17 protein-coding genes are annotated in these 24,430 nt (G+C 55.5%); 8 read left to right on the top strand and 9 right to left on the bottom strand.

The genetic code is table 11. From position 1 onward, the window contains the following. Positions 1-42 precede the first annotated feature (42 nt). Entirely contained in the window at positions 43-945 is a 903-nt protein-coding gene (gene speB, locus LOS15_RS16135; protein WP_263069763.1) for an agmatinase, read from the top strand. An 85-nt stretch (positions 946-1,030) separates the two neighbouring features. On the opposite strand, the gene LOS15_RS16130 is transcribed toward speB, so the two are convergent. Further along, positions 1,031-2,305 carry an O-acetylhomoserine aminocarboxypropyltransferase/cysteine synthase family protein gene (locus LOS15_RS16130; protein ID WP_263067062.1) on the bottom strand — a complete coding sequence of 425 codons (1,275 nt, stop codon included), beginning with the start codon at positions 2,303-2,305 and terminating at the stop codon, positions 1,031-1,033. Positions 2,306-3,157: 852 nt separating this feature from the next. On the opposite strand from LOS15_RS16130, the gene LOS15_RS16125 reads away from it, so the two are divergent. After that, positions 3,158-4,897, top strand: coding sequence for a diguanylate cyclase (locus LOS15_RS16125; protein ID WP_263067061.1), 1,740 nt, complete (start codon positions 3,158-3,160; stop codon positions 4,895-4,897). Positions 4,898-4,931: 34 nt separating this feature from the next. Here LOS15_RS16125 and ccoG read toward each other — a convergent pair whose 3' ends face one another. Continuing rightward, on the bottom strand, positions 4,932-6,392 hold the full coding sequence (gene ccoG / locus LOS15_RS16120; protein ID WP_263067059.1) for a cytochrome c oxidase accessory protein CcoG: 1,461 nt from the start codon (positions 6,390-6,392) through the stop codon (positions 4,932-4,934). A 197-nt stretch (positions 6,393-6,589) separates the two neighbouring features. Here ccoG and mapR point away from each other — a divergent pair, with 197 nt between their 5' ends. Both mapR and LOS15_RS16110 read left to right on the top strand, forming a co-directional pair. Then, a complete protein-coding gene (gene mapR, locus LOS15_RS16115; protein ID WP_263067058.1) occupies positions 6,590-7,999 on the top strand; it encodes a GntR family transcriptional regulator MpaR in 1,410 nt (469 codons plus the stop codon). A gap of 161 nt (positions 8,000-8,160) precedes the next feature. Beyond that, complete coding sequence (locus LOS15_RS16110) at positions 8,161-9,012, top strand: sensor domain-containing diguanylate cyclase (RefSeq protein WP_263067057.1); 852 nt, start codon at positions 8,161-8,163, stop codon at positions 9,010-9,012. A gap of 110 nt (positions 9,013-9,122) precedes the next feature. Here the strand turns inward: LOS15_RS16110 and LOS15_RS16105 are convergent, their stop codons facing one another. The 4 genes from LOS15_RS16105 to LOS15_RS16090 form a co-directional block, all read right to left on the bottom strand. Further along, the gene (locus LOS15_RS16105; protein WP_263067056.1) at positions 9,123-10,880 is read right to left on the bottom strand and encodes an ABC transporter transmembrane domain-containing protein; all 1,758 of its coding nucleotides are present in this window, start codon (positions 10,878-10,880) and stop codon (positions 9,123-9,125) included. 401 nt (positions 10,881-11,281) lie between these two features. Next, on the bottom strand, positions 11,282-12,598 hold the full coding sequence (locus tag LOS15_RS16100; protein ID WP_263067055.1) for an MFS transporter: 1,317 nt from the start codon (positions 12,596-12,598) through the stop codon (positions 11,282-11,284). A gap of 342 nt (positions 12,599-12,940) precedes the next feature. Further along, positions 12,941-13,147, bottom strand: coding sequence for a cold-shock protein (locus tag LOS15_RS16095; RefSeq protein WP_263067054.1), 207 nt, complete (start codon positions 13,145-13,147; stop codon positions 12,941-12,943). Between the two features lie 284 nt (positions 13,148-13,431). After that, on the bottom strand, positions 13,432-14,799 hold the full coding sequence (locus LOS15_RS16090; protein ID WP_263067053.1) for a VOC family protein: 1,368 nt from the start codon (positions 14,797-14,799) through the stop codon (positions 13,432-13,434). A gap of 201 nt (positions 14,800-15,000) precedes the next feature. Between LOS15_RS16090 and LOS15_RS16085 the strand changes: the two genes are divergently transcribed. After that, positions 15,001-15,885: a LysR substrate-binding domain-containing protein gene (locus tag LOS15_RS16085; RefSeq protein ID WP_263067052.1), complete on the top strand. Its 885-nt coding sequence runs from the start codon at positions 15,001-15,003 to the stop codon at positions 15,883-15,885. Positions 15,886-15,989: 104 nt separating this feature from the next. On the opposite strand, the gene LOS15_RS16080 is transcribed toward LOS15_RS16085, so the two are convergent. Beyond that, a complete protein-coding gene (locus LOS15_RS16080; RefSeq protein WP_263067051.1) occupies positions 15,990-16,856 on the bottom strand; it encodes a hypothetical protein in 867 nt (288 codons plus the stop codon). Between the two features lie 170 nt (positions 16,857-17,026). Here LOS15_RS16080 and uraD point away from each other — a divergent pair, with 170 nt between their 5' ends. The 3 genes from uraD to aceF all read left to right on the top strand — a co-directional run bounded on the left by uraD (position 17,027) and on the right by aceF (position 22,128). Continuing rightward, complete coding sequence (uraD, locus tag LOS15_RS16075; protein WP_263067050.1) at positions 17,027-17,560, top strand: 2-oxo-4-hydroxy-4-carboxy-5-ureidoimidazoline decarboxylase; 534 nt, start codon at positions 17,027-17,029, stop codon at positions 17,558-17,560. A gap of 131 nt (positions 17,561-17,691) precedes the next feature. Beyond that, positions 17,692-20,364, top strand: coding sequence for a pyruvate dehydrogenase (acetyl-transferring), homodimeric type (gene aceE, locus LOS15_RS16070; RefSeq protein ID WP_263066115.1), 2,673 nt, complete (start codon positions 17,692-17,694; stop codon positions 20,362-20,364). A gap of 57 nt (positions 20,365-20,421) precedes the next feature. Then, entirely contained in the window at positions 20,422-22,128 is a 1,707-nt protein-coding gene (gene aceF, locus LOS15_RS16065) for a dihydrolipoyllysine-residue acetyltransferase (RefSeq protein WP_263067049.1), read from the top strand. A 100-nt stretch (positions 22,129-22,228) separates the two neighbouring features. Here the strand turns inward: aceF and eno are convergent, their stop codons facing one another. Next, complete coding sequence (gene eno / locus LOS15_RS16060) at positions 22,229-23,521, bottom strand: phosphopyruvate hydratase (protein ID WP_263067048.1); 1,293 nt, start codon at positions 23,519-23,521, stop codon at positions 22,229-22,231. A gap of 127 nt (positions 23,522-23,648) precedes the next feature. Beyond that, entirely contained in the window at positions 23,649-24,377 is a 729-nt protein-coding gene (locus LOS15_RS16055) for a GntR family transcriptional regulator (protein WP_263069762.1), read from the bottom strand. Positions 24,378-24,430 lie beyond the last annotated feature (53 nt).

The following is a 24,430-nucleotide window of genomic DNA, read 5'->3' as shown; positions in this document are numbered from 1 at the left end:
GTACATCTAAGGAGTAAACGCTCGTTGACCCCATCACAGATCATGCCAAGCCTGTTTGGTGACGTTATCTCTACGTTTATGGGCGTGCCTAAAGCCACTGACCCAAAAGCCAGTGATGCCGAGGTAGTGGTGAGCGGTGTGCCTTTTGACTTGGCGTGTTCGGGACGCTCAGGGACCCGCATGGGGCCAAACGCGATTCGTCAAAGCACTGCCAATCTAATTTGGGAGGGCAAACGTTGGCCGTGGGACTTCGCCCTGGAAGAGCGGCTGCGGGTATGTGACGCGGGCAACCTGGACTATGCCTACGGCGAACCGGAAAGCCTGGTGGATAACCTTGAGACGCATGCGATGCGCTGGCTGAAAGCGGGCAAAAAAATGCTCACGCTAGGCGGCGATCACTACATCAGCCTCCCGCTGCTACGCGCCCACGCTCGGGAACATGGACCGCTGGCACTGATCCATTTTGATGCCCATACCGACACTTATGAGCAGGGTACCCGCTTTGACCACGGCACCATTTTCCACCACGCCCTTAAGGAGGGGCTGGTAGTGCCTGAGCACTCACTGCAGATTGGCATTCGCACCAGCTACGACCGTCACAATCATCCTTACGAGGTGCTCGATGCCGACTGGGTCAATGAACACGGCGCGAGTGCAGTGCTGGAGCGCATACGCGCCCGCGTGGGCCACCACCCCGCCTACGTAAGTTTGGACATCGACGGCTTAGACCCCGCTTATGCACCGGGCACCGGCACGCCGGTCTGCGGCGGCATGTCAACCGATCTAATGCTGAAAGTGGTGCGCGGCATGGTGGGCATGGATTTAGTAGGCATGGACCTAGTGGAAGTGAACCCTGCTTACGACCACGGTGATATCACATCGCTTGCCGCGGCCACGCTAGGGCTTGAGTTCTTATATACCCTAGCCGCCTCTAAAAGCGCATAACGCAGTTTGTTTCACAAAGGCCGCCGTGCCTTGGCGTTTTGAGCTAAAGCCCGGCGGCCAATGACGGCTTAAAAAAGCCTTCGCCCTACCCTTGAGAGGCGGCGAGTGCCTGGTCAATATCTGCCAGCAAGTCGTCAATATGTTCAATGCCAATCGAGAGGCGCACCATATCCGGCGTGACGCCAGCGGCCTTTAGCTCCTGCTCGTTTAACTGGCGGTGCGTGGTGGAGGCGGGAATAGAAGAGCAGCTTTTGGCATCGCCGATATTCACCAAACGTAGTATCAATGAGAGCGCATCGTAGAAGCGCTCGCCTGCTGCCTGCCCACCTTTAATGCCAAAGCTTAAGATGCCCGACGCTTGGCCCTGCATATACTGCTGAGCCAGCGCGTGATCGGGGTGGCTTTCAAGCCCGGCGTAGTGCACCCACTCTACCTGAGGGTGATTCTCCAGATGCTTGGCGACCGCTAAGGCGTTGGCACAAATGCGCTCGATGCGCAGCGACAGTGTTTCTAACCCCTGCAGCAAGTTCCAAGCGGCTTGCGCAGAAAGCGCTGCCCCCATATTACGCAGCGGCACCACACGGGCACGGGCAATAAAGGCGGCCTCACCCACATCGCGGGTATAGCTTACGCCGTGATAGGAGATATCCGGCTCGTTGAGCAGCGGGAAACGGCTGGCATTTTCCGCCCAGGGGAACTTACCTGAATCGACAATCACACCCCCTACCGTCGTGCCATGACCCCCGATGTATTTCGTCGCCGAGTGGACGACGATATCCGCCCCGTGCTCAATAGGTCGGCATAAAAACGGAGTGGCAGTGGTGTTATCAACAATCACCGGCACGCCATGGCGATGGGCGGCGTCAGCCAGCTTTTTAAGATCCACCACCCCACCGGATGGGTTACCGATGCTCTCGCAGAAAACCGCTTTAGTGCGCTCATCAATCAAGGCTTCAAGGCCATCAACGTCATCTTTATCGGCAAAGCGCACCTGGATACCTTGGCGCGGCAGCGTGTGGGCAAACAGGTTATAGGTGCCACCATACAACTCGCTGATCGAGACAATGTTATCGCCTGCTTCGGCAATGGTTTGAATGGCATAGGTGATCGCCGCCATACCAGAAGCCACCGCCAGGCCTGCCAACCCGCCTTCAAGTGCCGCGACTCGCTGCTCCAGCACCGCGCAGGTAGGGTTCATAATGCGCGAATAGATATTCCCTTCCACCTTTAAATCAAACAGATCCGCCGCATGCTGCGCGTTATCAAAAGAGAAAGACGTGGTCTGGTGGATCGGCACGGCAACGGCGTTTTGTGAATCCGGCGCATAGCCGTGATGGAGGGCAATGGTTTCTGGCTTCATGGGTTCAGCTCGCTGGTTGATGAAGAATCACCTTTGATCCTAAACAAGCGCCACTCCGAAGGCCAACATCGTTTAGTCGGGGTCATACCCGATGCAGGCACTTGTGCCTCCGCAGAGGCTGTTTAAAGAATAGAGCCGCATCTCAACAAAGATATGGGGGATGTAGGGAACGTCTCTGAAACGTACAGAGTGCAATGAACAATGCCAGCAGCGATCTTAAGCACATTGAGAGAAGCTATGATCACGAAACCTTTCTAAAAAATAGAAATATTCAGGCATTTTAAATCAATTTTATAACCATGTTAGCCTGCTTACAATATTGCTTGTCGTCCATGCAGCGATGAATCGTCATCGCAAATTTAGAGACGCTTTATTTAACGTGAGGTTAAAAGTTATGAAGTTAATCAATACAGTAGCAGCCGCCGCCCTAATTTTATTCTCAGGTGCTGCCCTTGCCGAGCGTGGCTCGGGTGAAGACAACAAAATCGCTTACCCCGACTCATCCGCACAACACCAAACCGACGCGAGCACGTACCGTACTTCTGAGTTACCCATTAGAAATTCAAAGTAATCAGCCACTTGTTTATGGCTGGAATGTACGCAGGGTGGGCCTAGTGGCCCACCCTTTTTTTATCAGTAGAAAGGGCAGTACTTTTGGACTAAAACGCGCATCCCTTGCCCACCTAGTATAAAAATACTGACTGGCCGACAGCCGCATGTATACAGCTCGGTGCGGCTGGATAACGCTTCACTCCAGGCATGCACCAGTGCTTTAAACGCATCCAACGTGTTATCAACGCGCTGAATGCGTATAAAGTTTATTGTAATAAAACACTATGGTGAGCTGGCAGCATGCTGGTTGGGGAATCGTGGATGGGGATCATTTACACCATGTTGCGCCACTGCTTAGTCCTACTAACGGCTACCTTGCTGCTGCTTGCCCAGCCGGGCGCTTTCGCCAGTCCGCCCATGCCGCTAACTGACTGGGAGTATCGCTGGGGAGATGCCCCATTAGAAGCCAGTGAGCTTTGGAGCTCTATTTCCTTTCCTTCCAACCCGCCTGGGCGCCACGGGCAGCAGGCCGTTTGGTTCAAAACGGTGCTGCCAGAGGGTGAATGGCGCGACCCCGTTCTGCACATTACCAGTATTAATCTGGTAGGCGAGATCTACCTGGATGGCACACTTATTTACGCACATGGCGATATGGCTGACCCACGCTTTATCGGCTGGCCATGGCATTTAGTGGCGTTACCCGATAACTTTGCGGGCAAACAGCTTGCACTGCGTATTTATTCGGATTACACCAGCATCGGGCTGTGGGGCGATGTGGAGATCACGGACCGCATTGACGCGCTTCAAGGCATGCTTCAGGCGTCGGTGAAAGATTTAGTGGTGAGCGCCTTTAGCCTCCTGCTGGCCTTTTTGGCGACTATTTTCGCCATGATTGGGCCACAGCGCCGGGGATTCTTCGCTATTGCGCTGTTTGCTTTTTCGTCAGGGCTGATGCTGCTGGCGGAAACCCCCGTTCGGCAACTGCTGGCAGATGCACCACTCACTTGGGACATTCTCAGGGCCGCTAGCTACTTCACGCTTCCCATTGCCATGGGCCTGTTGCTGAGCCATTGGTTGGATGGCGCTCCAAAACGCTGGATGGCCCGTTTGTGGCAGCTTCACTTAGCTTACTTGGTGGTATCGATTGGATTGGTGGCGCTGGGAGCGGTCAGCTTGGCGCTGACCTTTCCCGTGTTTGATGTGCTGCTGTTAATCACGCTGCCCAGCATGCTAATGCTGGCGCTGTTACGGGTGCGTCGCTTGAATGTTGAGCAACGGCTGTTCGTCGTCAGTTTCTTGCTGTTTGCGCCGCTTCTGCTACTGGATATGCTGGTGGCGCACGAGTTGATTCCACGACGCAACGTTCCTTTGAGCTATGGCGCGCTGGGCTTCTCTCTGGCCATCGTCGCCATTTCGCTGTGGCACTACCGCCATACGCAGCGTCAGCTTGCCGAGGCGAATCTGACGCTGGAGGCGCAGGTCACGGCACGCACGGCAGAGCTGGATACCCTGGTTCAACAACTCAAAGGACTCTCCTTGCAGGACGCGCTAACCGGGCTCTATAACCGTCGCCACTTCGATACACTGCTTCATCAAGAATTGGCCCTGGCGGAGCGCAAAGGAAGCCCGCTCTCTTTGCTCATGATCGATATCGACCACTTTAAAAAAGTGAACGATAACTTTGGCCACGAGGCGGGCGATGCCGCGCTGATCGAGGTCGCAACGATGTTGAAGCAGCATTTTCGAGGAACGGATGTCGTGTGTCGGTTAGGCGGTGAGGAGTTCGTTGCGCTGCTACCGGGCTCCGGCACGGAAGACGCCGAAGCGAGGGCCGAGAAGCTGCTGGCAGCGCTGCGTCGCCAAACGCTAAGCTACCAGCATCAGCCGCTCGGACGTATTACCCTCTCCTGCGGGATTGCCACTTACCCCGCCCACACCACGAACCCCAAAAGGCTCCTGCGTCTGGCCGATACGGCGCTGTACAAAGCCAAGAATAACGGGCGCGACCGCTGTGAAGTGTGGGAAGGGGCGCTCTCTTGAGACCAGCCCAACGTTTAACTATAGAGAATAGCACCTACTTCGATGGCCCTAAAAAGCGGGTGTCGTTGACACTCATTATCGACGGATTATCTAAAGCGATGAAACGTAGCTCGACAGGATGGCTAAGCTGCATCAAGTCAGCCGCCTCTGCTGTCAGCGCTAGACGTACGCTGCGTGTTTCGTTCGAGCCCACCTCAACGCTCTCCATCCCCTGCAAGCGCAGACCCGGCAATCCCGATACAGATAGCGCATAGCGATGTGACTGATGATCTTGATTACGCAGCGTCACATTATAGTAATTAATGATGCGGCCCTCTGCCGTGCTTTCGAACAGCGTTTGCCGGTCGCGCACAATGTCGACATCGAGGGGCACTCGCGTTGTCAAAAAACTGACCAGTAGCACCACCATAGAGAGCAGCGCCACAGCATAGGCGATCAGTTGAGGGCGCCAGAAACGAGTGTCTTTCCCCTCCAATGCACGCTCCGTGGTATATCGCACGAGTCCAAGCGGTTTATTAATGCGTGCCATAACGCTGTCACAGGCATCAATACACGCGGCGCAGCCTATGCACTCGTACTGAAGCCCGTCACGAATATCGATACCGGTCGGACATACCTGAACGCACAGCTCGCAGTCGATGCAGTCGCCAACACGGGAAGCGTGCGCACCTTTTGGGTGATGATGGCGACGCGGCTCACCACGTGCCGCGTCATAAGACACAATCAGTGTATTAGCGTCGAACATTGCCGATTGAAAACGCGAGTAAGGACACATATGGAGGCATACTTGGTGGCGTAGCCAACCCGCATTTAGGTACGTAAAAACCGTGAAGAAGCCGATCCAAAATAGCGCCCAGGGGTGCGCTTTCAGGCTGACAAAGTCCACGACCAATTCCCTGATCGGCGTAAAGTAGCCGACGAAAGCGATCCCCGTGGCCAGGGCAATCAGCAACCACGCCGTATGTTTAACGGTCTTGCGCCATAGCGTATCAAAGGTACGTGATGCGTTATCACGACGAATGCGACGGTGGCGCGGCCCCTCCAAACGATGCTCAAACCAGATAAACAGGAACGTCCAAACACTTTGCGGGCAGGTGTAGCCACACCACACGCGCCCCGCCACCACCGTGATCAAAAACAGGCCAAACGCGCACAGCACCAAGATCCAGGTGAGCAAGATAAAGTCTTGTGGATAAAACGTCGCCGCAAACAGATGGAACTCTTGAGCAGAAAGATCAAACCACACCAGCGGCCGGTCCCCCCAATTAACCCATGGCAAGCCAAAATAGAGCGCCATTAACAACCAGTTTGAGCAGCGCCGGATGCGCTGAAAAAAACCACCAATTTCTCGCACATAAATATGCCCAAGCTTGGGTGGCTTATTATGGGACGGATTGTTACTAGAAGGCTGGTGACTGTAATCATTAGATGAAGGCGAGTGGTGTTCAACCGCTGCCTCAGTGGTTAGGTTTTGCAATGGAATACGTTGCGTCATACCGATATCCAGAAAAGAGGGAATAGAGGTCATACGGTCGAGGGGCGTCGCCGATTATTAACCACTACTATCCCCACTATGCCGACTAGCAAATAGGCTCAGTTTTAGAGAAATAGTGCGTATCAGTTGCGACGTATCAGTCGATAAACGCATCATCTGATATGCTTTTTATTGATGAATTTGAGCCTGTTTATCCCATGAAACGTTACGAACAATTTGCCGATGAGATAGCCACGCTGATTCGTCAGGGCGTGCTTGGTCCTGGGGAGCGAATTCCGTCGGTTCGCCAGGCCAGTCGTCACCATGGAATCAGCCCATCTACGGTGTTTCAGGCGTACTACCTACTCGAAAACCGCGGCCTCATCACAGCACGAGCACGCTCAGGCTATTTTGTGCGTGAACATGCTCGGCGCTTGCTGGGCGAGCCACGTGTGACGTTGCAGCCCACCGACCCCGCTGAAGTAGAAGTCAGTGAGCTAGTGTTCTCGGTGCTCGACTCACTGCAGGATGATCGAACGGTGCCCTTTGGATCGGCCTTCCCAAGCCCTGAGCTTTTTCCACTTTCGCGGCTGAGCACCAGCATGACACGAGGGCTACGAGCACTTTCGCACCAACAGGTAGTGGCCGACATGACCACCGGGCATATCGATCTGTGCCGACAAATCGCTCTGCGCTACATGCTGGGGGGAATTCAGCTACCCATGGAAGAGCTAGTGATTACCAATGGCGCGATGGAAGCGCTCAATTTAGCCCTGCAATGCGTAACCCAGCCAGGTGACCTAGTGGCAGTGGAGTCCCCGGCGTTTTATGCCAGCCTGCAAGTACTGGAGCGGCTAAAGCTGCGTGCAGTCGAGATTCCAGTACATCCACGCGAGGGGATCGACCTTGATGTGTTAGCAGAGCAATTGGCGTCGCTACCTATCAAGGCCTGCTGGTTTATGAGCCATCTGCAAAACCCGCTCGGCGCCAGCCTAAGCAATGAGCGAAAACAGATTCTTTATCAACTATTAAAGCGGCACCAAGTCCCCATGCTAGAGGATGATGTGTATGCCGAGCTGACCTTTGGCAGCACGCCGCCTACCCCAGTAAAAGCGTTTGATGATGAGGGGCTCGTTATTCACTGCAGTTCGTTCTCGAAGTGCTTAGCGCCCGGCTATCGCGTTGGCTGGGTAGCCGGGGGACGCTACGCCAAAGCTATTTCACGGCTGAAATTAATGACGACGATTTCACCTTCTATTCCCGCGCAGGCAGCCATTGCCGACTATTTACAGCACGGCGGCTATGACCGCCACTTACGCAAGCTCCGCCACGCGCTAGAAGCCCAACAAGGCAGCATGCTGGCAGCCGCAGACCGTTACTTCCCCACCCAAACGCGTATCACTCGCCCTGCTGGCGGCTACTTTTTGTGGGTAGAGTTTCCTGAAAAAGTTGATTCGCTGCGCTTATTTAACCTAGCGCTCGACCATGGTGTTAGCTTAGCGCCAGGCCCCATTTTTTCTGCCACTCAGCAGTTCCGACACTGCGTGCGCTTAAGCTATGGCCACCCGTGGACGCAACGCAGCGAGCGGGGTATGGAAACCTTGGGACAGCTCTTAGCACTCTCTTAAATCTCTGCTGCTTTGAAGTGACATTAGGTTCATGATGGGGCTAGTGCTTAACCAGTTAAAAGGCTTACGTTATCTGGTCAACGTATTAGGCATCGGGCCATAGGTTACGATCGCTCTTTGGCGTCCTGCCTGCCAGTGAACCACATTAATCGGATCAGCCTATGCCCGTTGACCTGCAAGCACTCTATCCCAAGCTGGTTCACCTAATGCTGGACACGGTCTTTGTGGTCAATGGCGACCATCGGATCCTCTTTGTGAGTGATGCCTGTGAGTCGCTGCTGGGTTACCGTGCCGAGGAGCTGACCGGCACTGTCATTACCCGTTACATGCATCCTGATGACCTCGCGCTCACCCAAGCGTCCATCGAGCGCGTCATGAGCGGCCAGCCTCACGTTGATTTCCGCAACCGCTACCTCCGCAAGGATGGCAGTACGGTGCACATTTTATGGTCTGCTCGCTGGTATGCAGATGAGGAAGTGCGTATTGGCGTTGCCCGGGATGTCACAGCCCTGGTGCAAGCCGAAGATGAGTTGCGTTTTCTCGCGCATCACGACCCATTAACGAAGCTAATCAACCGGTCGCTCTTTTATGATCGGTTAGTCTCCGGCTTGAGCACAGCCCGGCGCCACCAGAATAGCCTCGCGGTACTTTTCCTGGATGTGAATGACTTCAAAGCGATCAACGATACCTATGGGCATGCCATAGGGGATGGGGTTCTCTGTACGGTGGCGCGACGACTCGAAAGCTGCCTACGTGAAACGGATACCGTCGCGCGGATGGGCGGCGATGAATTCACGATGTTGCTGACGGACATTCAATCGATGGACGCCGTGACAAGCAAAATAGAGCAGATTCTTACCGTCTTGGCCGAGCCATTGGACGCAGAATTCGGTGGTATCAGCATGCCGTCTTGCAGTATCGGTGTGGCGTGCTATCCCACCGATGGGGACGATGCGGATACGCTGCTCAGGCATGCAGACAGCGCGATGTACACCGTCAAAAAGCACCGGTAAAACGCTCATCGTGCTAGCGGCGCACTTCGTTGATAACCAGCAACAAAAGGGGCGCTCCTGCCCCAGGCCATCTGCTACGCAAGGGGTGAAACCGGCTCAGTTCCTGGGACTTATCCGCTAAACTGCAGCGCCGCCAGATGACGATAAAGCGGGCTAGTGGTGATTAGCTCCGCATGGGTGCCCGACGCCACAAGCCGCCCCTCTTTCAGCACCAGCAGGCGATCCGCGTTAATCACCGTGGCTAGCCGATGCGCTATCACGATACTGGTGCGCCCCTGCATTAATCGGTCTAGCGCCTGCTGTACAAGGCGCTCGCTCTCCGCATCCAATGCACTGGTCGCTTCATCAAGCAGCAGCACGGCCGGATTTTTAAGCAGCGCGCGGGCAATGGCGAGCCGCTGGCGCTGCCCACCGGAAAGCTGTACGCCGCCCGGGCCAAGAGGCGTATCAAACCCTTGAGGTAGTGCATCGATGAAATCGATGGCGCTGGCATCCACTGCCGCCGCACGCAGCTGTTCGTTGCTCGCTTCCGGGCAGCCGTAGCGAAGGTTGTCAGCCACCGAGCCACTAAATAGCACCGGCTCTTGAGCGACTAATCCCATAGCGCCGCGCAATTCAGCAATGTCTAGCGTGCAGATATCAAGGCCATCCAGCGTCACACGCCCCTGGTCAGGGTCGTAAAAGCGAAGCAGTAACCCCAACAGGGTGCTTTTTCCCGCTCCCGAAGGCCCGACAACGGCCACGCGCTCTCCTGCCTGAATGCTCAGGTCAAAACCGCTAAGAGCCGGTGTTTCCCGCCCGGGGTACGTGAAGCGAATGTTTTCTAGGGTGATTTCACCATGCGTGGGTTGCGGCAAAGCCACCGCGTTGGCAGGGGATTGGATAGCGGGCTGGGTATCAAGTAGCTCTAAGAGTCGCTCGGCAGCGCCAGCGGCGCGCTGCACATCACCGGCCACTTCTGCCAAGGTGGCTACCGCCCCCGCCGCCAGCAGCGCGTAAAATATAAAGGCCGATAGCTCACCAGCGCTCATTGTTCCCGCCAACACCGCTTGACCGCCTTGCCAGAGCATTAAGCCAACGCCGCTGAATACCACCAACATTGCAACGCCGGTTAGCCAAGCGCGCTGCTGCGTGCGCGACACCGCGCTACCAAATGCCTGCTCAACACGCTGACCATAGCGGCGTTTATCAACGGCCTCGTGGTTAAACGCTTGAAGGGTTTGGAGGCCGCTAAGCGCCTCTTCAGCATAGCGCCCAAGCTCCGCCACGCGGTCTTGGCTGGTGCGCGAAAGCCGCCGTACGCGGCGGCCATACCACACAATAGGCAGCAGCGTAGCGGGTATCCCCACAAGCACCATTGCCGACAGCCACGGCTGGGTCACCAGCATAAGCGCCACCGCCCCCACCAGCATGACGAGATTACGCAACGCCAGCGAGATGGATGAGCCAAACAGGCTTTGCAGCACGCTGGTGTCTGCGGTCAGCCGCGAAGCAATTTCTCCCGCCGCTCGTCCATCGCTGGCACTCTCGAAAAAGCTCGGCTCCAGGCTAAGCAGATGATCAAAAACACGCTGGCGTAGATCGGCCGCCAAGCGCTCTCCAATCCAGGTTACTTGGTAGTAGCGCAGCGCTGATGCCATCGCCAACAGCGCCACCACGCCTAGCATTAGCCCCAGCGTCTTCGCCAGCGCCCGTGTGTCCGCGGCCATAAACCCATTGTCGATCACCAGGCGCAGTCCATTGCCTAGCAACAGCACGCTGCCCGAGGCAAACAGTAGCGCTAAACCGGCCAAGGCAAGACGCAAGCGATAAGGGCGCAAAAGCCCTAATAGCCGAAGCAAAACACGGCGGTTGGGGGTGTGGCTCATAAGGTGACAGGCTCGGTGATAAGAATCGGTTTTGACCATAGCAGGCCACAGGGTGGCATGCAGCCAACGATTGTCTAAGTGCAAACGTTCGCCACGGCTGGGTTGCGCAATCAAGGAGTGCTAAAGTGACGTACGGTGTTGCTGCCCAGGTAGGTAATGGTGCTCATCGTGGATCTTGCTACCTCCTCAAACTCGCCTGCCATAGAGGCCAGATAACGATGACAGCTCCCATAAAACCAACGCCTTCACCCACGCCACTGCGGCTGCCCTGCCGTGGCTGCCTAGCCAACTGCGCAAACTACGCGACCTGTGAGGGCAAGCCCTGGCGGAAAACGACGACAAAACCGTGACCTCGTTAGAGCGGCCGCGTTTACTACTGAATAGCGTTACGCAGGCGCACGTTAGGGCACGCTGGCCTCTTTAGCATCCGGCTCCTCAAGGGGGTCGCCATTTTCGTCAAGCAGCTGGTGGTCGTAAGCAGCCTGAAGCCCCGTCTCTTCAGCAGCCAGCGGCTCCTCTTGCGGTGGTTCCTCTTCCGTTGATTCCTCCACCAGGTCGGCCCAGTAATCAATATGGCCCGGGTAAGCAGGCGATATAATCGCTATCACGATACCCACGACTGCAAATATCGAGAACGCATAGGCGTAACCAGTGCTGTCGACCAGTAGTCCCACCACGGGCGACCCTACTGCTTGCCCCAGCGCGCAGGCCATGAAAGGCAACACCGGCCCCATGGAAAGACGCCCCGGCAATAGCCTAATGCCGGTCATGAGATACAGCCCCGTTAAGCTCATATAGGCAAGGCCAAACACCATCGCTGAAAACATCGCCAACGCTAACTGGCTTGGGCTCGCTGCTAGTAACACTAAGCTGGAAGAGAGCATCATCAGCATGAGCGCTTGCGTAATCGGTGGGTTATTGCGATCAGCCAGATCACTCACCACAGCGCCACCCAACCCCGCAACCCCCACAGCAAACCAAAGCCACCCGGTTTGATTAGCCGGCAAGGCGCCCAGCGTAACGGCCAAATCGGGGGCGAAAAGCCAGTATGGCGAAGAGACAAAGCCCATAGCAAAGGCAAATAGTGAAAGCCGAATAAGTCGTGACCATTGCAGTCGCGTGATCGGCGGCGGTGGCGCCGCGTTCGCTGGCACCACCCGGGATACTGAGGGAATAAAGTACCACGCGGACACAACCCCCACGCCCGCTAACACGGCAAAGCTTGAGTAGGTAAAGCGCCACGCGTCCGCCAAAAAGACAACCGTCGGCACGGCCACAATAATGCCCACGCTGGTGCCCGCATTCATAATCGAACTGACTCGGCCATGCATGGTTCGGCTCACCAACGCCTGCATAGCAGCAGTCAGCCCCGGCATCATCAGGCCTGTACAAATACCGCAGATAAACACTCCCGTGCCGAGCATCCAGGCACTGGTTGACTGACTAATCACCCCTAACCCAGTTGCCCCAATCAGCCCCGAAAGCACTGTCAGGTTACGCGCGCCAAAACGGTCTGCAGCAAACGGAGCCACTAGCGTGGCCAGCACGAAACTAATAAATGGTAAGGCGCCGATGACCCCCACTAAGTAGGATGAAAGCGCCAAATCCGCGCTAATAGCCGGCACATATAAACCAAACGCAAAGCGCGCAAGCCCATAGCTAATCGCGATCAGCGCTGCCCCAAAAAGAGCAAATCCGATACTCGACAAGGTCTTCATACGGGACTCCACAACCATGTATGGCAAACACAACAACCCACGTAAATAAGTGTCGTAGTAATAGTGGAGATGGGCAATGAAGATAGGCAATGCAGATAGAGTATTTAGCGAGAACGGGCAGCCATTAAGCGACAGCGAGGAAAAGCGCTATCTCATATAACACTCTTTTAATTAGGCTCCGCTAATTACCCGCCACTGCCTTCGTTTAAACCTTTCATGGAATAAAGAAAATAATTAACGACAACACGTCTTAAAACAAACGTACAGAAATGCAAAAACCCCGCACTTGGCGGGGTTTTTAAGCTTACCGATCTTATCGGTTGCTAATAACGCGTTGCGGGTTTATTCCACAACTTTGATATTAGAAGCCTGAAGGCCTTTTTGGCCCTGGGTAACGTCAAAAGAAACCTTTTGACCGTCTTGCAGGGATTTGAAGCCGTCTGCTTGAATTTCGGAGAAGTGTGCGAACAGATCGTCGCCGTTATCTTCAGGAGAAATGAAGCCGAAGCCTTTAGTGTCGTTAAACCACTTTACGGTACCAGTTGCCATGATCGAAATCCTCGATTTAGCGAAATTAATGCCGGGGAAATACCCGAGTTACAGAGGGTAGAACAAGAAACTTTCACCAGGCTCAACGCTAAAATGCTTCGATACTGCTGACAACGTTCGACTTGCTAACCAACTGCATGCAGTCTGCGCTTCTATATCAGTCGCGTCAACAGCAAATAAATAAATGTTTTTATACGCTAGATAATTATAGTAATTCTTAGACATTCACCCATGAATTAAAACAATAAACACAGCACATCCTTATGCTGTACGTTAATTACCAACTACGCATTAGTTTTTAAACGTGCCAACACCTTCGCTTTAGAGGCATTTTCCCGTTCAGCATAGAGCGCTAGCTCATCGGTCACCTGGGCGCCCAGCGCCGCTTCAAAGGCATCGCGATTAGCATTGCCAGCATAGGCTTCGCTCTCTGCACCGCCCAGGTTTGACTGGAAAATCCCTGCCGCGCTCACCGGCAGAAAATCTTCATAGGTGATCGGCTGCGCTTCCACCAAGCCCTGGGCGATTAACGTCTCAATATTGGCTTTGCCAATGTCGCTCGCGGCCTGTCCCTTCTCGGTCAGATGATAGTGAAAGTACGCTAACGCCTCACGACGCATGGCCTCATCGTTATCAGGGAACTTGGCAAAGACATTGTTCATCACCGCTTGATGCGCGTCGTTATCTAACCCTGCCGCTTGCTTGCGGCCCTCATTTAACAGCTGGTCATAAAGCGCGCGGCCTTTCGGCGTTAGCGCCACGCCGCGCTGCTCAATTTCACCAAAACGAGCGGTATGGGTGCCTTGCGCGTCACCGGCAAAACGAATCGATTCTTCCAACGCTTTAAAGCTGGTTTGGCGCAGCAAAATGGGGCACTCACGACGCGGCGGCCCTTCAATAACGGCTTTGGGGTTCATGCCCTTCTCCGGCATGCGGCGCTGTACGTCGTCGATATCCAAAGTGCGTGGCGTGAGGTGGTTAATATGTGGCCCTTTAAAGCACACCACATCGGCAATCAGGCGGTGTTCATCGTGGAGTGCTTGGTACGTTTCCAGATCCACCGTGGCATTCTGGTGCCAGCGGAAGGTTTCCAGGGCTTCCTGGACGAACTGGTCGGCCTCTTCGCTGGTGAGCCCGCCCTGGCTTTCATGGCGCTCAATTAGCTCGCGCGCCCCTGGGGTAAAAATATCGCGCTGAGCCAGAATTTCTTCTGAACGCTGGCGCAGCGCCTCGCTTTCAATCAGTTCTAAACGCAGTAGCGAGGTAAAAATACGGAAAGGGTTCATCGCCAGCGCGTCATCGTCGATGGGCCGAAAAGCGGTTGAGTGAACCGGCACGCCCGCTTCAGAAAGATCGTAATAACCCACCGGATACATGCCCATCACGGCAAACAAACGCCGCAGCATGGAAAGCTCGGCAGCCGTTCCCACGCGAATCGCCCCGTGGCGCTCTACGCTCAAGCGCGCCAATTCACCCTGTGCTTCCAGGCGGCGATGAAGTTCAGGCTGTTGACTCAGGGTGTCTTGATTAACGCGCTCGACGAGTTCCAGCAGCGTGCCGTACTGCGGCACTTCGGCCTGATACATGGCCGACATCGCCTTAGAGAAACGGTCGCGAACAGCATCGGTAGACAGAAAGGGGGCTTGTTTCATGATAGGACTCTCAACGTATGTTTAATACACGTATCAAAACAAGTTCACGTGACGGTTCACAAACGAAAAAAATAGCCGAATGCATGCCTAACAGGAATGTATACTCAAATGTTGCGATATGAGCACTGCTCTTTACTGCTCCTCTCTTCGCCAGCACGTGGAGCAGTAAAGCGCATTGCATTAATCAGCAGGAGCGTTTGTTTGGCATCTCGTAACCTTCCCTCAACGGCGGCAATGCAGTGCTTTGAAGCGGCGGCACGACATATGAGCTTCACTCGCGCAGCCGATGAACTGAACCTCACACAAAGTGCCGTAAGTAAGCAGGTGGCGCATCTTGAAACCCTGCTGCAGCACAAGCTGTTCCGTCGCGTACGGCGCAGCCTAGTGCTCACCCCAGAAGGCGCCATCTTTTTAAGCGACGTTCGTAAAGTATTGACCCAAATTGAGATGTCGGCCCACACCATTATGACGTTTAGCGGCAATAGCGAGGTGCTTAAAATTGCCACCTTGCCAAGCTTCGGCAGCCGCTGGCTGGCTGATAAGCTGCCCGCTTTTTTATCCGCGAACCCTGGCATTAGCTTGGAGTTTCATGACCGAGTGACCGACTTTGATCTTGAGCAGCAAGATATCGACATCGCGTTTTTCTACGGTCACGGCAGCTGGCCTAGCCTTGCCTGCCATAAATTGTTTGATGAAGCGATGGTGGCGGTCGCCGCGCCTGGGCTGCTAGCTAAGCACCCCATTCACGCGGCGGAAGACCTGGCGCAGCTGCCGCTACTCCACCTTTCCAGCCGCCCCGATGCGTGGCACCAGTGGTTCGCTAGCCAAAAAATCGTCACTGACCGCAGCTATCACGGCACGCGTTTTGAGACATTCGCTATGCTGGTACGTACTGCCATGGCCGGTGGCGGCGTGGCATTAGTGCCACACTTTATCGTTGATGAAGAACTCGCCGCCGAGCGGCTGACACTTGCTTGGCCGCATAAACGGCTCAGTGAGAGCGCTTATTACCTGGTGTATCCCGAACACCTAGGAGAACTCGCCAAGGTAAGGCGCTTTGTCGATCATATTACGCAGGCGTGTTGATCGTTTAGCCGCCTGAGACTGAAAAGATACTGCTTAAACGTAACGCTGGGGGCCTAGGCCCCCAGCGACGTGATACCCCTAACGTTCAGCGTTTTGCTGAATGATCAGAAGTGCCACTCTAGATTAAAGGTCATAGCATCGGTATCCACACCCGGCTTGTCGTGGTTGCCAAATTTATTGCGCCAATACTCATAGCCAACGCCTACCCATAGCGAGTTTTCCGTCCCCCAAGCGAGCTGTCCTGCGTCCAGCATCAGCGAGGTGCGCATTAACTGCTCAGGCTTGGTCGAAACGCCAAAGTAGTCATCGCCTTTTGCACCGTTATAGTTATAGAAGCCTTGGAATTTGAGCGGTAACTCGGCGGCTTCAAACGGCAATCCCCAAGCCAAATTGATCTGGTAATAAGGATCAAAGGAGAGGCTGTTCTGATTTTCCGGCAAACCACAGGGCGGCAGACCACAGTGATTCCATTCACGACTGTAAAACAGGCTTAGATCTACAAAGCCGCGTGGCACGTCAAACTTAAACGTTGGCCCCACCAACAGCTGGCGCTTACGCGGCGCAAAGCCGGTGTTCTTGGTGTTTAGGTCAAACCCAAACGTCAGCGCCATATCCCGCACTGGCCCAAAAGCGAGCGGCTCATCAAATACCCCCCCAGCATGCAACTGATGACGATAAGCCAAGTACGCTTCTGTTGCCCCTGAATCACTATTATTGGCGGGGTCCGCGCTGCTGGACTGCAAGACATCCAGATTGAAAAAATTTTGCCCCAGTGAATAACCGCTGACATGCGTGAATTGGAGAATATGTTTCTCCACATTTTCAGGGTTATTCGGCTCGGTAAACTGTGTTCCATAGCGATACCCCACAAACGTATCGCTCCACGTCGCCGCATGGGCACTGACCGACAGACAGCCAAGAAGCGTAGCCACCGACACGTTCTTAACCACGGCTCGGTTTTTCTTCAACATGCGAAAACCCCTTTTGTTTAATTTTGTTTTTAAACGCATTTTTTTAACGCCGGCTTTCAGCTGCTGGCGTGAATTACCGTTTTTTTGCGATAACGGCAATTCTTAGAGTACATTTCACTATATTTCTTGTATACAATAACTCAGACAAAAATATACAAATGGAGAATACAATGCCGCACATTTTAAATGCCGCCCGTCCGAGCAATCTTGGCTTAGAAGCATTTCTTACCCACTACGGCGATATCTTTGAACACTCGCCATGGGTAGCAGAAACAGCTTGGAAACAGGGCTTTACCACTCAGCATGATGATGCCGATGTATTGGCTGACACCATGGGAGCAGTGCTTCAGAGCGCAGATATCAACGAACAAATTGCGGTTATTCGCGCTCACCCTGACCTTGCAGGAAAAGCCGCCTTGGCCGGCGAGTTAACGCAGGACTCCACCCGTGAACAGGCAGGTGCCGGGCTAGATCAGTGCTCTGCCGAGGAATTTGCACGCTTCCAGCAGATGAATCAGGCTTACCAAGATAAGTTTGGCTTTCCCTTCGTGATTGCCGTTAAAGGACTTGATCGCCACGCCATTCTCGCTGCGTTCGAAACGCGTCTTGAAAACGATGCAGCAACCGAACGACAGACCGCTATTGAGCAAATCATCCAAATAGCTCGCTTTCGCCTGCACATGCGTGCTGAGACAGTCGCGTAATTGTTTAGATATTCGTTACCGCAACAATTGTCTGCTCACGCGCTTAGCATGGCTGCTTTTCCCGCAGCCTGAACGGTGCTCACCCTTCAGGCTGTGAGGCTTACCTTTTATCGTCATTCGGAGAGACCTCTATGAGTCTGGAGACAAGAGAAGATCTCGATACGGTCGAAACCACGGAGTGGCTGGACTCCCTGGAATCGGTACTGGATCGTGAGGGCGAAGATCGTGCCCGTTACCTGATGACCCGCCTGGCGGATCGCCTGCGTCGGGATGGGATGAAGGTACCCTTCTCGGTGACAACCCCGCACCGTAATACCATTCCGGTTCACCGCGAAGCCCCCATGCCCGGCGATCTGTTTATGGAGCGTCGCATTCGCTCCTTGATTCGCTACAACGCCATCGCCCAGGTGATTCGCAACAACCGCGCGAACCCAGGGCTCGGTGGTCACATTGCCAGCTTCATGTCGTCCGCCACGCTGTATGACGTGGGCTTTAACCACTTCTTCCGCGCCCCCAAGGGCGACTTTGAAGGCGACCTGATCTACATCCAGGGCCACGTCGCGCCGGGTATCTACGCGCGCTCTTATTTGGAAGGCCGCCTGTCCGAAGACCAGATGGACCGCTTCCGTCGCGAAGTCGACGGCGATGGTCTCTCGTCCTACCCGCACCCGTGGCTGATGCCGGATTACTGGCAGTTCCCCACCGTCTCCATGGGCCTGGGCCCGATTCAGGCGATCTATCAAGCCCACGTGATGAAGTACCTGCATCACCGTGAGCTCAAAGACATGCACGACCGTAAGATCTGGTGCTTTATGGGCGACGGCGAGTGCGACGAGCCGGAATCCCTGGGCGCGATTTCCCTGGCCGGTCGTGAGAACCTCGACAACCTGATCTTCGTGATCAACTGCAACCTGCAGCGCCTGGACGGCCCGGTACGCGGCAACTCCCGTGTCATGGACGAGTTCGAAGGCGTGTTCCGCGGCGCCGGTTGGAACGTCATCAAGGTGGTCTGGGGCCGTCATTGGGACCCGCTGTTCGAGAAAGACAAGAAGGGCGTCCTGCAAAAGCGCATGGACGAAGCGGTCGACGGCGAGTACCAGAACTACAAGGCCAACGGCGGCTCCTACACCCGCGAGCACTTCTTCGGTAAGTACCCCGAAACCGAAGAGATGGTCAAAGACCTCTCCGACGAGGATATCTGGAAGCTCAACCGCGGCGGCCACGACCCGTTCAAGGTCTACGCGGCCTACCACGAAGCCGTTAACCAAACCAACGGCAAGCCCACGGTCATCCTGGCGCACACCGTCAAAGGCTACGGCATGGGCAGCGGCGACGGCGAAGCCGCCAACGAGTCCCACCAGGTCAAGAGCATGGAGTACGAAGCGCTGCGTAAATTCCGCGACCGCTTCGGCATTCCGCTCACCGACGAACAGCTCAAAGAGGTGCCCTACTACAAGCCGGAAGAGGACTCCCCCGAGCTTAAGTACATGCACCTGCAGCGCGAGCGCTTAAACGGCTACCTGCCGAGCCGGCGCAGCGACTTTGAGGCGCTAGAGATCCCCAGCCTCGAAGACAAAACCTTTGCCTCGCAAATGGGCGGCTCCAAAGGCCGTGAAGTCTCCACCACCATGGCGTTTGTGCGCGTGCTCAACGGCCTGGTGAAGGATAAGAAACTCGGTAAGCACGTCGTCCCGATTATCCCCGACGAAGCGCGTACCTTCGGCATGGAGGGCATGTTCCGCCAGCTCGGCATCTACACCTCCGAAGGGCAGAAGTATGAGCCGGTCGATAAAGGCCAGATCATGTTCTACCGCGAGGATCAGAAAGGCCAGATTCTCGAAGAGGGGATCAGTGAAGCCGGCGCCATGTCCGCGTGGATTGCCGCGGCGACGTCCTACAGCAACAACAACGTCACCCTGCTGCCGTTCTACATTTACTACTCGATGTTCGGCTTCCAGCGGATTGGTGACTTAGCCTGGGCCGCCGGTGACCTGCAAGCCCGCGGCTTTATGGTCGGCGGCACCGCCGGGCGCACCACGCTCAACGGCGAAGGCCTGCAGCACCAGGATGGCCACAGCCTGATTCAGGCCTCCACCATCCCCAACTGCCGCAGCTACGACCCGACCTACGCCCACGAAGTCGCGGTGATTATTCAAGACGGTCTGAAGCGCATGTTCACCGACAAAGAGAACTGCTTCTACTACCTCACCGTCATGAACGAAAACTACGAGCAGCCCGCCCTGGAGACGGTGCCCGCGGACGACATCATCAAAGGCATGTACCTGCTCAACGAAACGAAGGGCGACAACGGCCGCGTGCAGCTGATGGGCTCCGGCACCATCCTGCGCGAAGTCGAAGCCGCTGCCGAGCTTCTGGCCAACGACTGGGGCATTGGCGCCGACATCTGGAGCGTCACCAGCTTTAACGAGCTGCGCCGCGAAGCGCTGCTGCTCGAGCGTGAAGGCTTCTTAAACCCGGACGCCGAGGCCAACAAGCCCCACGTCACGAAATGCCTGGAAGGCCGCGATGGGCCGGTGATTGCTTCCACCGACTACATGAAACTCTACGCGGATCAGGTGCGTGCCTGGGTACCGAATGACTACACCGTGCTCGGCACCGACGGCTTTGGCCGCTCCGACACCCGTGAGAAGCTGCGTTACTTCTTCGAAGTCGACCGCTACTTCGTCACCGTGGCCGCGCTGAAAGCGCTGGCCGACCGGGGCGAGCTTGACCGCAAGCACGTCGGCGAGGCGCTGAAGAAGTACGGCATCGATGCCAACAAGCCCAACCCGCTGACCAGCTAAACGCTGCCCGGCGGGCAGGTGCCCGCCGGCTCGATCCGATTTGGAAGGAGCGCGACCTTGAGTAGCGAAATTATCAAAGTTCCCGACATCGGTGGCGATACCGATGTCGAAATCATCGAGATTGCGGTGTCAGAAGGCGACGTCATTGAAGCGGAAGACACCCTAATCACCCTGGAATCCGACAAAGCCAGCATGGACGTCCCCGCCCCGAAAGGCGGCAAGGTGCTCAAAGTGCTGGTCAAAGAAGGCGACAGCGTCTCCGAAGGCGACGACATCGTTGAGCTGGAAGTCGAGGGTGGCGGCGACGAGCAGCAAGAGAGCTCGTCTGACAGCCAGCCTGAAGAGGCTCCAGCCAAGCAAGCAACACCCAAAGAGCCTTCTCAAGAACAGTCTAAAGAGCAACCGCAAGAGCAGAAGCCTGCGGCTAAAAAGTCCGCCGGTGGTAAGCAGACGGTAGATATCACAGTGCCCGATCTTGGCGGCTCGGACAGCGTCGAGATCATCGAGGTGGCCGTAGGCGAAGGCGATGAGGTCGAAGCCGAAGACACCCTGATCACGCTAGAGTCGGACAAAGCCTCCATGGACGTGCCCAGCCCCCATAGCGGCAAGATCGTGGCGCTGACCGTCAAAGAGGGCGACACGGTGTCGGAAGGCGACGTCATCGGCCAGATGGAGATCGCGGGCGACGGTGGTGACGAAGACGAAGTGCCTGCCCAAGCAGACGCGCCGGCTGCGGCCAGTGAGCCTGAAGCCGCACCTGCTGCAGAGGAAAAGAAAGAAGCAACGCCCACTGGAACGCCCAGCCCTGAAGCCCAAATGGCAGCGCATAAGCCACGTGATGGCAAGCTGGTTCATGCAGGCCCGGCGGTGCGCATGCTGGCCCGCGAGTTAAGCGTTGACCTTGCCTTAGTGACGCCCAGTGGCCCGAAGGACCGCGTGCTGAAAGAGGACGTGCAGGCGTACGTCAAGCAAGCGATTGCTAACCAAGGCAGCGCGTCAGCAGCCGCGCCGGCAGCAACGGGCGGGGCGGGTATTCCTGCGATTCCCGAGGTCGACTTCAGCCAGTTTGGCGACGTGGAAGAGAAGCCCATGGGCCGCCTGCTCAAGATGGGCGCGACCAACCTGCACCGCAGCTGGCTCAACGTCCCCCACGTGACCCAGTTCGACGAAGCGGATATCACCGAGCTTGAAGCCTTCCGCAAAGCCATGAAGGCCGAAGCGGAAGCGCAGGGCGCAAAACTCACGCCGCTGCCGTTTATGGTCAAAGCGTGTGCCTTTGCGCTGCGTAAGTTCCCCCAGTTTAACGTCAGCCTGAAAGGCGATGGCGATACGCTGGTCTGGAAAAACTACGTGCATATCGGTATCGCGGTGGATACGCCGGAGGGCCTGATGGTGCCGGTAGTGCGCAACGCCGACCAAAAATCCTTGATTGAGATTGCCAAGGAGATGGCGGAGCTGGGCAAGAAAGCGCAAACCAAGAAGCTCAAGCGTGACGAGATGACCGGCGGCTGCTTCACGATTTCGAGCCTGGGCTCGATTGGTGGCACGGCATTTACGCCGATTGTTAATGCGCCGGAAGTGGCGATTTTGGGCGTATCGAAAGCGCAAATGAAACCGGTGTGGGATGGTAGCGCCTTCCAGCCGCGTTTGATGATGCCGCTCTCGCTCTCCTACGATCACCGGGCGATTAACGGTGCGGATGCGGCGCGCTTTACCGCTTTCCTGGCGGATGTATTGACTGACATTCGGCGGCTGTTGTTATAACCGGTGTTGAGTTCATAACACACCCACACACTAACGGCGCCTATAGGCGCCGTTAGTGTTTAAGCCTTAGCATTTAAACAACGCAACGCTCAACATTACATTACTGGCATTTAATCGCGTTGATGCCTGGATAGTTCACGCTGTCACCCAGCTCCGCCTCGATCGCAAGTAAACGATTGTATTTGGCCACTCGATCGGAACGGCAGAGCGAGCCGGTTTTAATTTGCCCTGCGCAGGTGCCCACTGCCAGGTCGGCTATGGTGGTGTCTTCGGTTTCTCCAGAGCGGTGTGAAATCACGGCGGTAAAGCCCGCGTCCTGAGCCATACGAATGGCGTCCAGGGTTTCACTCAGCGAGCCGATCTGATTGAACTTGATCAAGATCGAGTTACCAATTTGCTCATCAATACCGTGTTGGAGCAGTTTGGTGTTCGTCACGAACAGATCATCACCCACCAGCTGAACACGGTCGCCTAGTTTATCTGTCAGGGCTTTCCAAGCCGGCCAATCCGACTCATCCATTCCATCCTCAATCGAGACGATTGGGAAGTCATCGCATAGGCGGGCAAGATAGTCGATAAAACCAGCGGCATCATACGACTTCCCTTCCCCAGCCAACACGTACTGGCCACCTTTGTAGAACTCGCTGGAAGCGCAGTCCAGTGCCAGGGTTACATCACGGCCTAGCGCGTAACCGGCCTCTTCTACGGCCTGTTTTATGACGGCCAGGGCGTCGGCGTTAGAAGCAAGGTTTGGCGCAAAACCACCCTCGTCACCGACAGAGGTCGATAAACCGCGGGAGGAAAGCACGCGCTTCAACGTGTGGAATATCTCCGCGCCCATGCGCAGGCCTTCGCGGAAGCTCTTCGCCCCCACCGGCTGTACCATAAACTCCTGAATATCCACATTGTTGTCGGCATGTTCGCCGCCATTCAAGATATTCATCATCGGCACGGGCATCATAAACTGCCCCGGCTGGCCATAAAGCTCAGCAATATGCGCATAAAGCGGCATTTTCTTTGCTTTCGCGGCGGCTTTGGCGGCGGCCAGTGAGACCGCTAGTATCGCGTTAGCGCCCAGTTTCGCTTTATTAGCCGTACCATCCAACGCTACCATGGCATCATCTAGGCCGCGCTGATCGCCGGCATTTGCGCCTAGTAGACAATCACGGATCGGGCCGTTAATCGCCTCGACGGCTTTGAGCACGCCTTTGCCCAGGTAGCGTGCCTTATCGCCATCGCGCAACTCCAGCGCCTCACCTGAACCGGTAGAAGCGCCGCTAGGGGCAAAGGCCTGTCCGACGATGCCATTTTCCAGGCTCACTTGCGCCATTACCGTCGGGTTACCGCGAGAATCTAATACTTCTAGTGCTGATACGTTAACAATGTTGAGCATTGCGAGCCTTACTTGTTGTTATATCGTTGAATACAGTGAACGATTAGCGCAACGCGCCAATACGCCTAACGTCAAATCTGGAGAATCGTTCATGATAGGTCGCTAACGCGTGGCAAAATCGCAAGGGTTAAGCTCGCGCTAATTTGCCACCCAAAATAGCCTTTAAATCGCTCTCCGCCCCTCGTGGAGAAAGATCCAGCAGGGCTTCTAAACTGTGCAAGTGTTCATGCACGCACTGCCTGGCCCCTTCGGCATCACCGTTAGCCAAATGCACCATTAGCGTTGCATGGTCGCCTTCCAAGTAGCACGAAGCCAACGTGGGCCGCTTATATAAAGCGATCACGATTGAGGTGCGTAAAATCAGGTCGGTGAGCATGGTGCCAAGAATGCGGTTGGAGGCATGCTCAGCCAGCAGATGGTGAATGGTTAGCGAGTGTTCGATGCGCGCTGGCTCGTCTTTTCTGGCATAGGCCTGCTTTTCATCGTCCACTTGCGCATTCAGTGCCATCAAGGTGTCGGTACCAAGCTTCCCCGCCAGCAGTGCCACTATCTCACCCTCAATTAACCGACGCGCTGAAAACGTCTCGCGGGTCTCTTCAACGGTAGGGGCGCGAACGCGCGCGACTTGATTAGGGCGCTGATTGATAACGTGCTCTGCCGCAAGCCGCGTGAGCGCCTTACGCACGACTGAACGGCTAACGCCAAACACTTCACCCAGGGTAATTTCTGGCAATTTAGTATTCGGCGGTAGTCGCTGCATTAGGACCGCGTTACGGATGTGCTCAACGATCGTTTGATCGTTATACCCACCTCTTTTGGAAGTGTTTAAAGGTTGTTTGTGCCAGCCGAGGCTCATGTTGCCTTTCTCCAGGTGGTCCTCACTCAACATTCGCATTGTTACCTCGGCCA

The sequence above is a fragment of the Halomonas sp. 7T genome (assembly GCF_025643255.1).
Lineage (GTDB): Bacteria > Pseudomonadota > Gammaproteobacteria > Pseudomonadales > Halomonadaceae > Vreelandella.
Note: the sequence above shows the minus strand (reverse complement) of the source record. Positions and strands in the feature narration are given on the sequence as shown.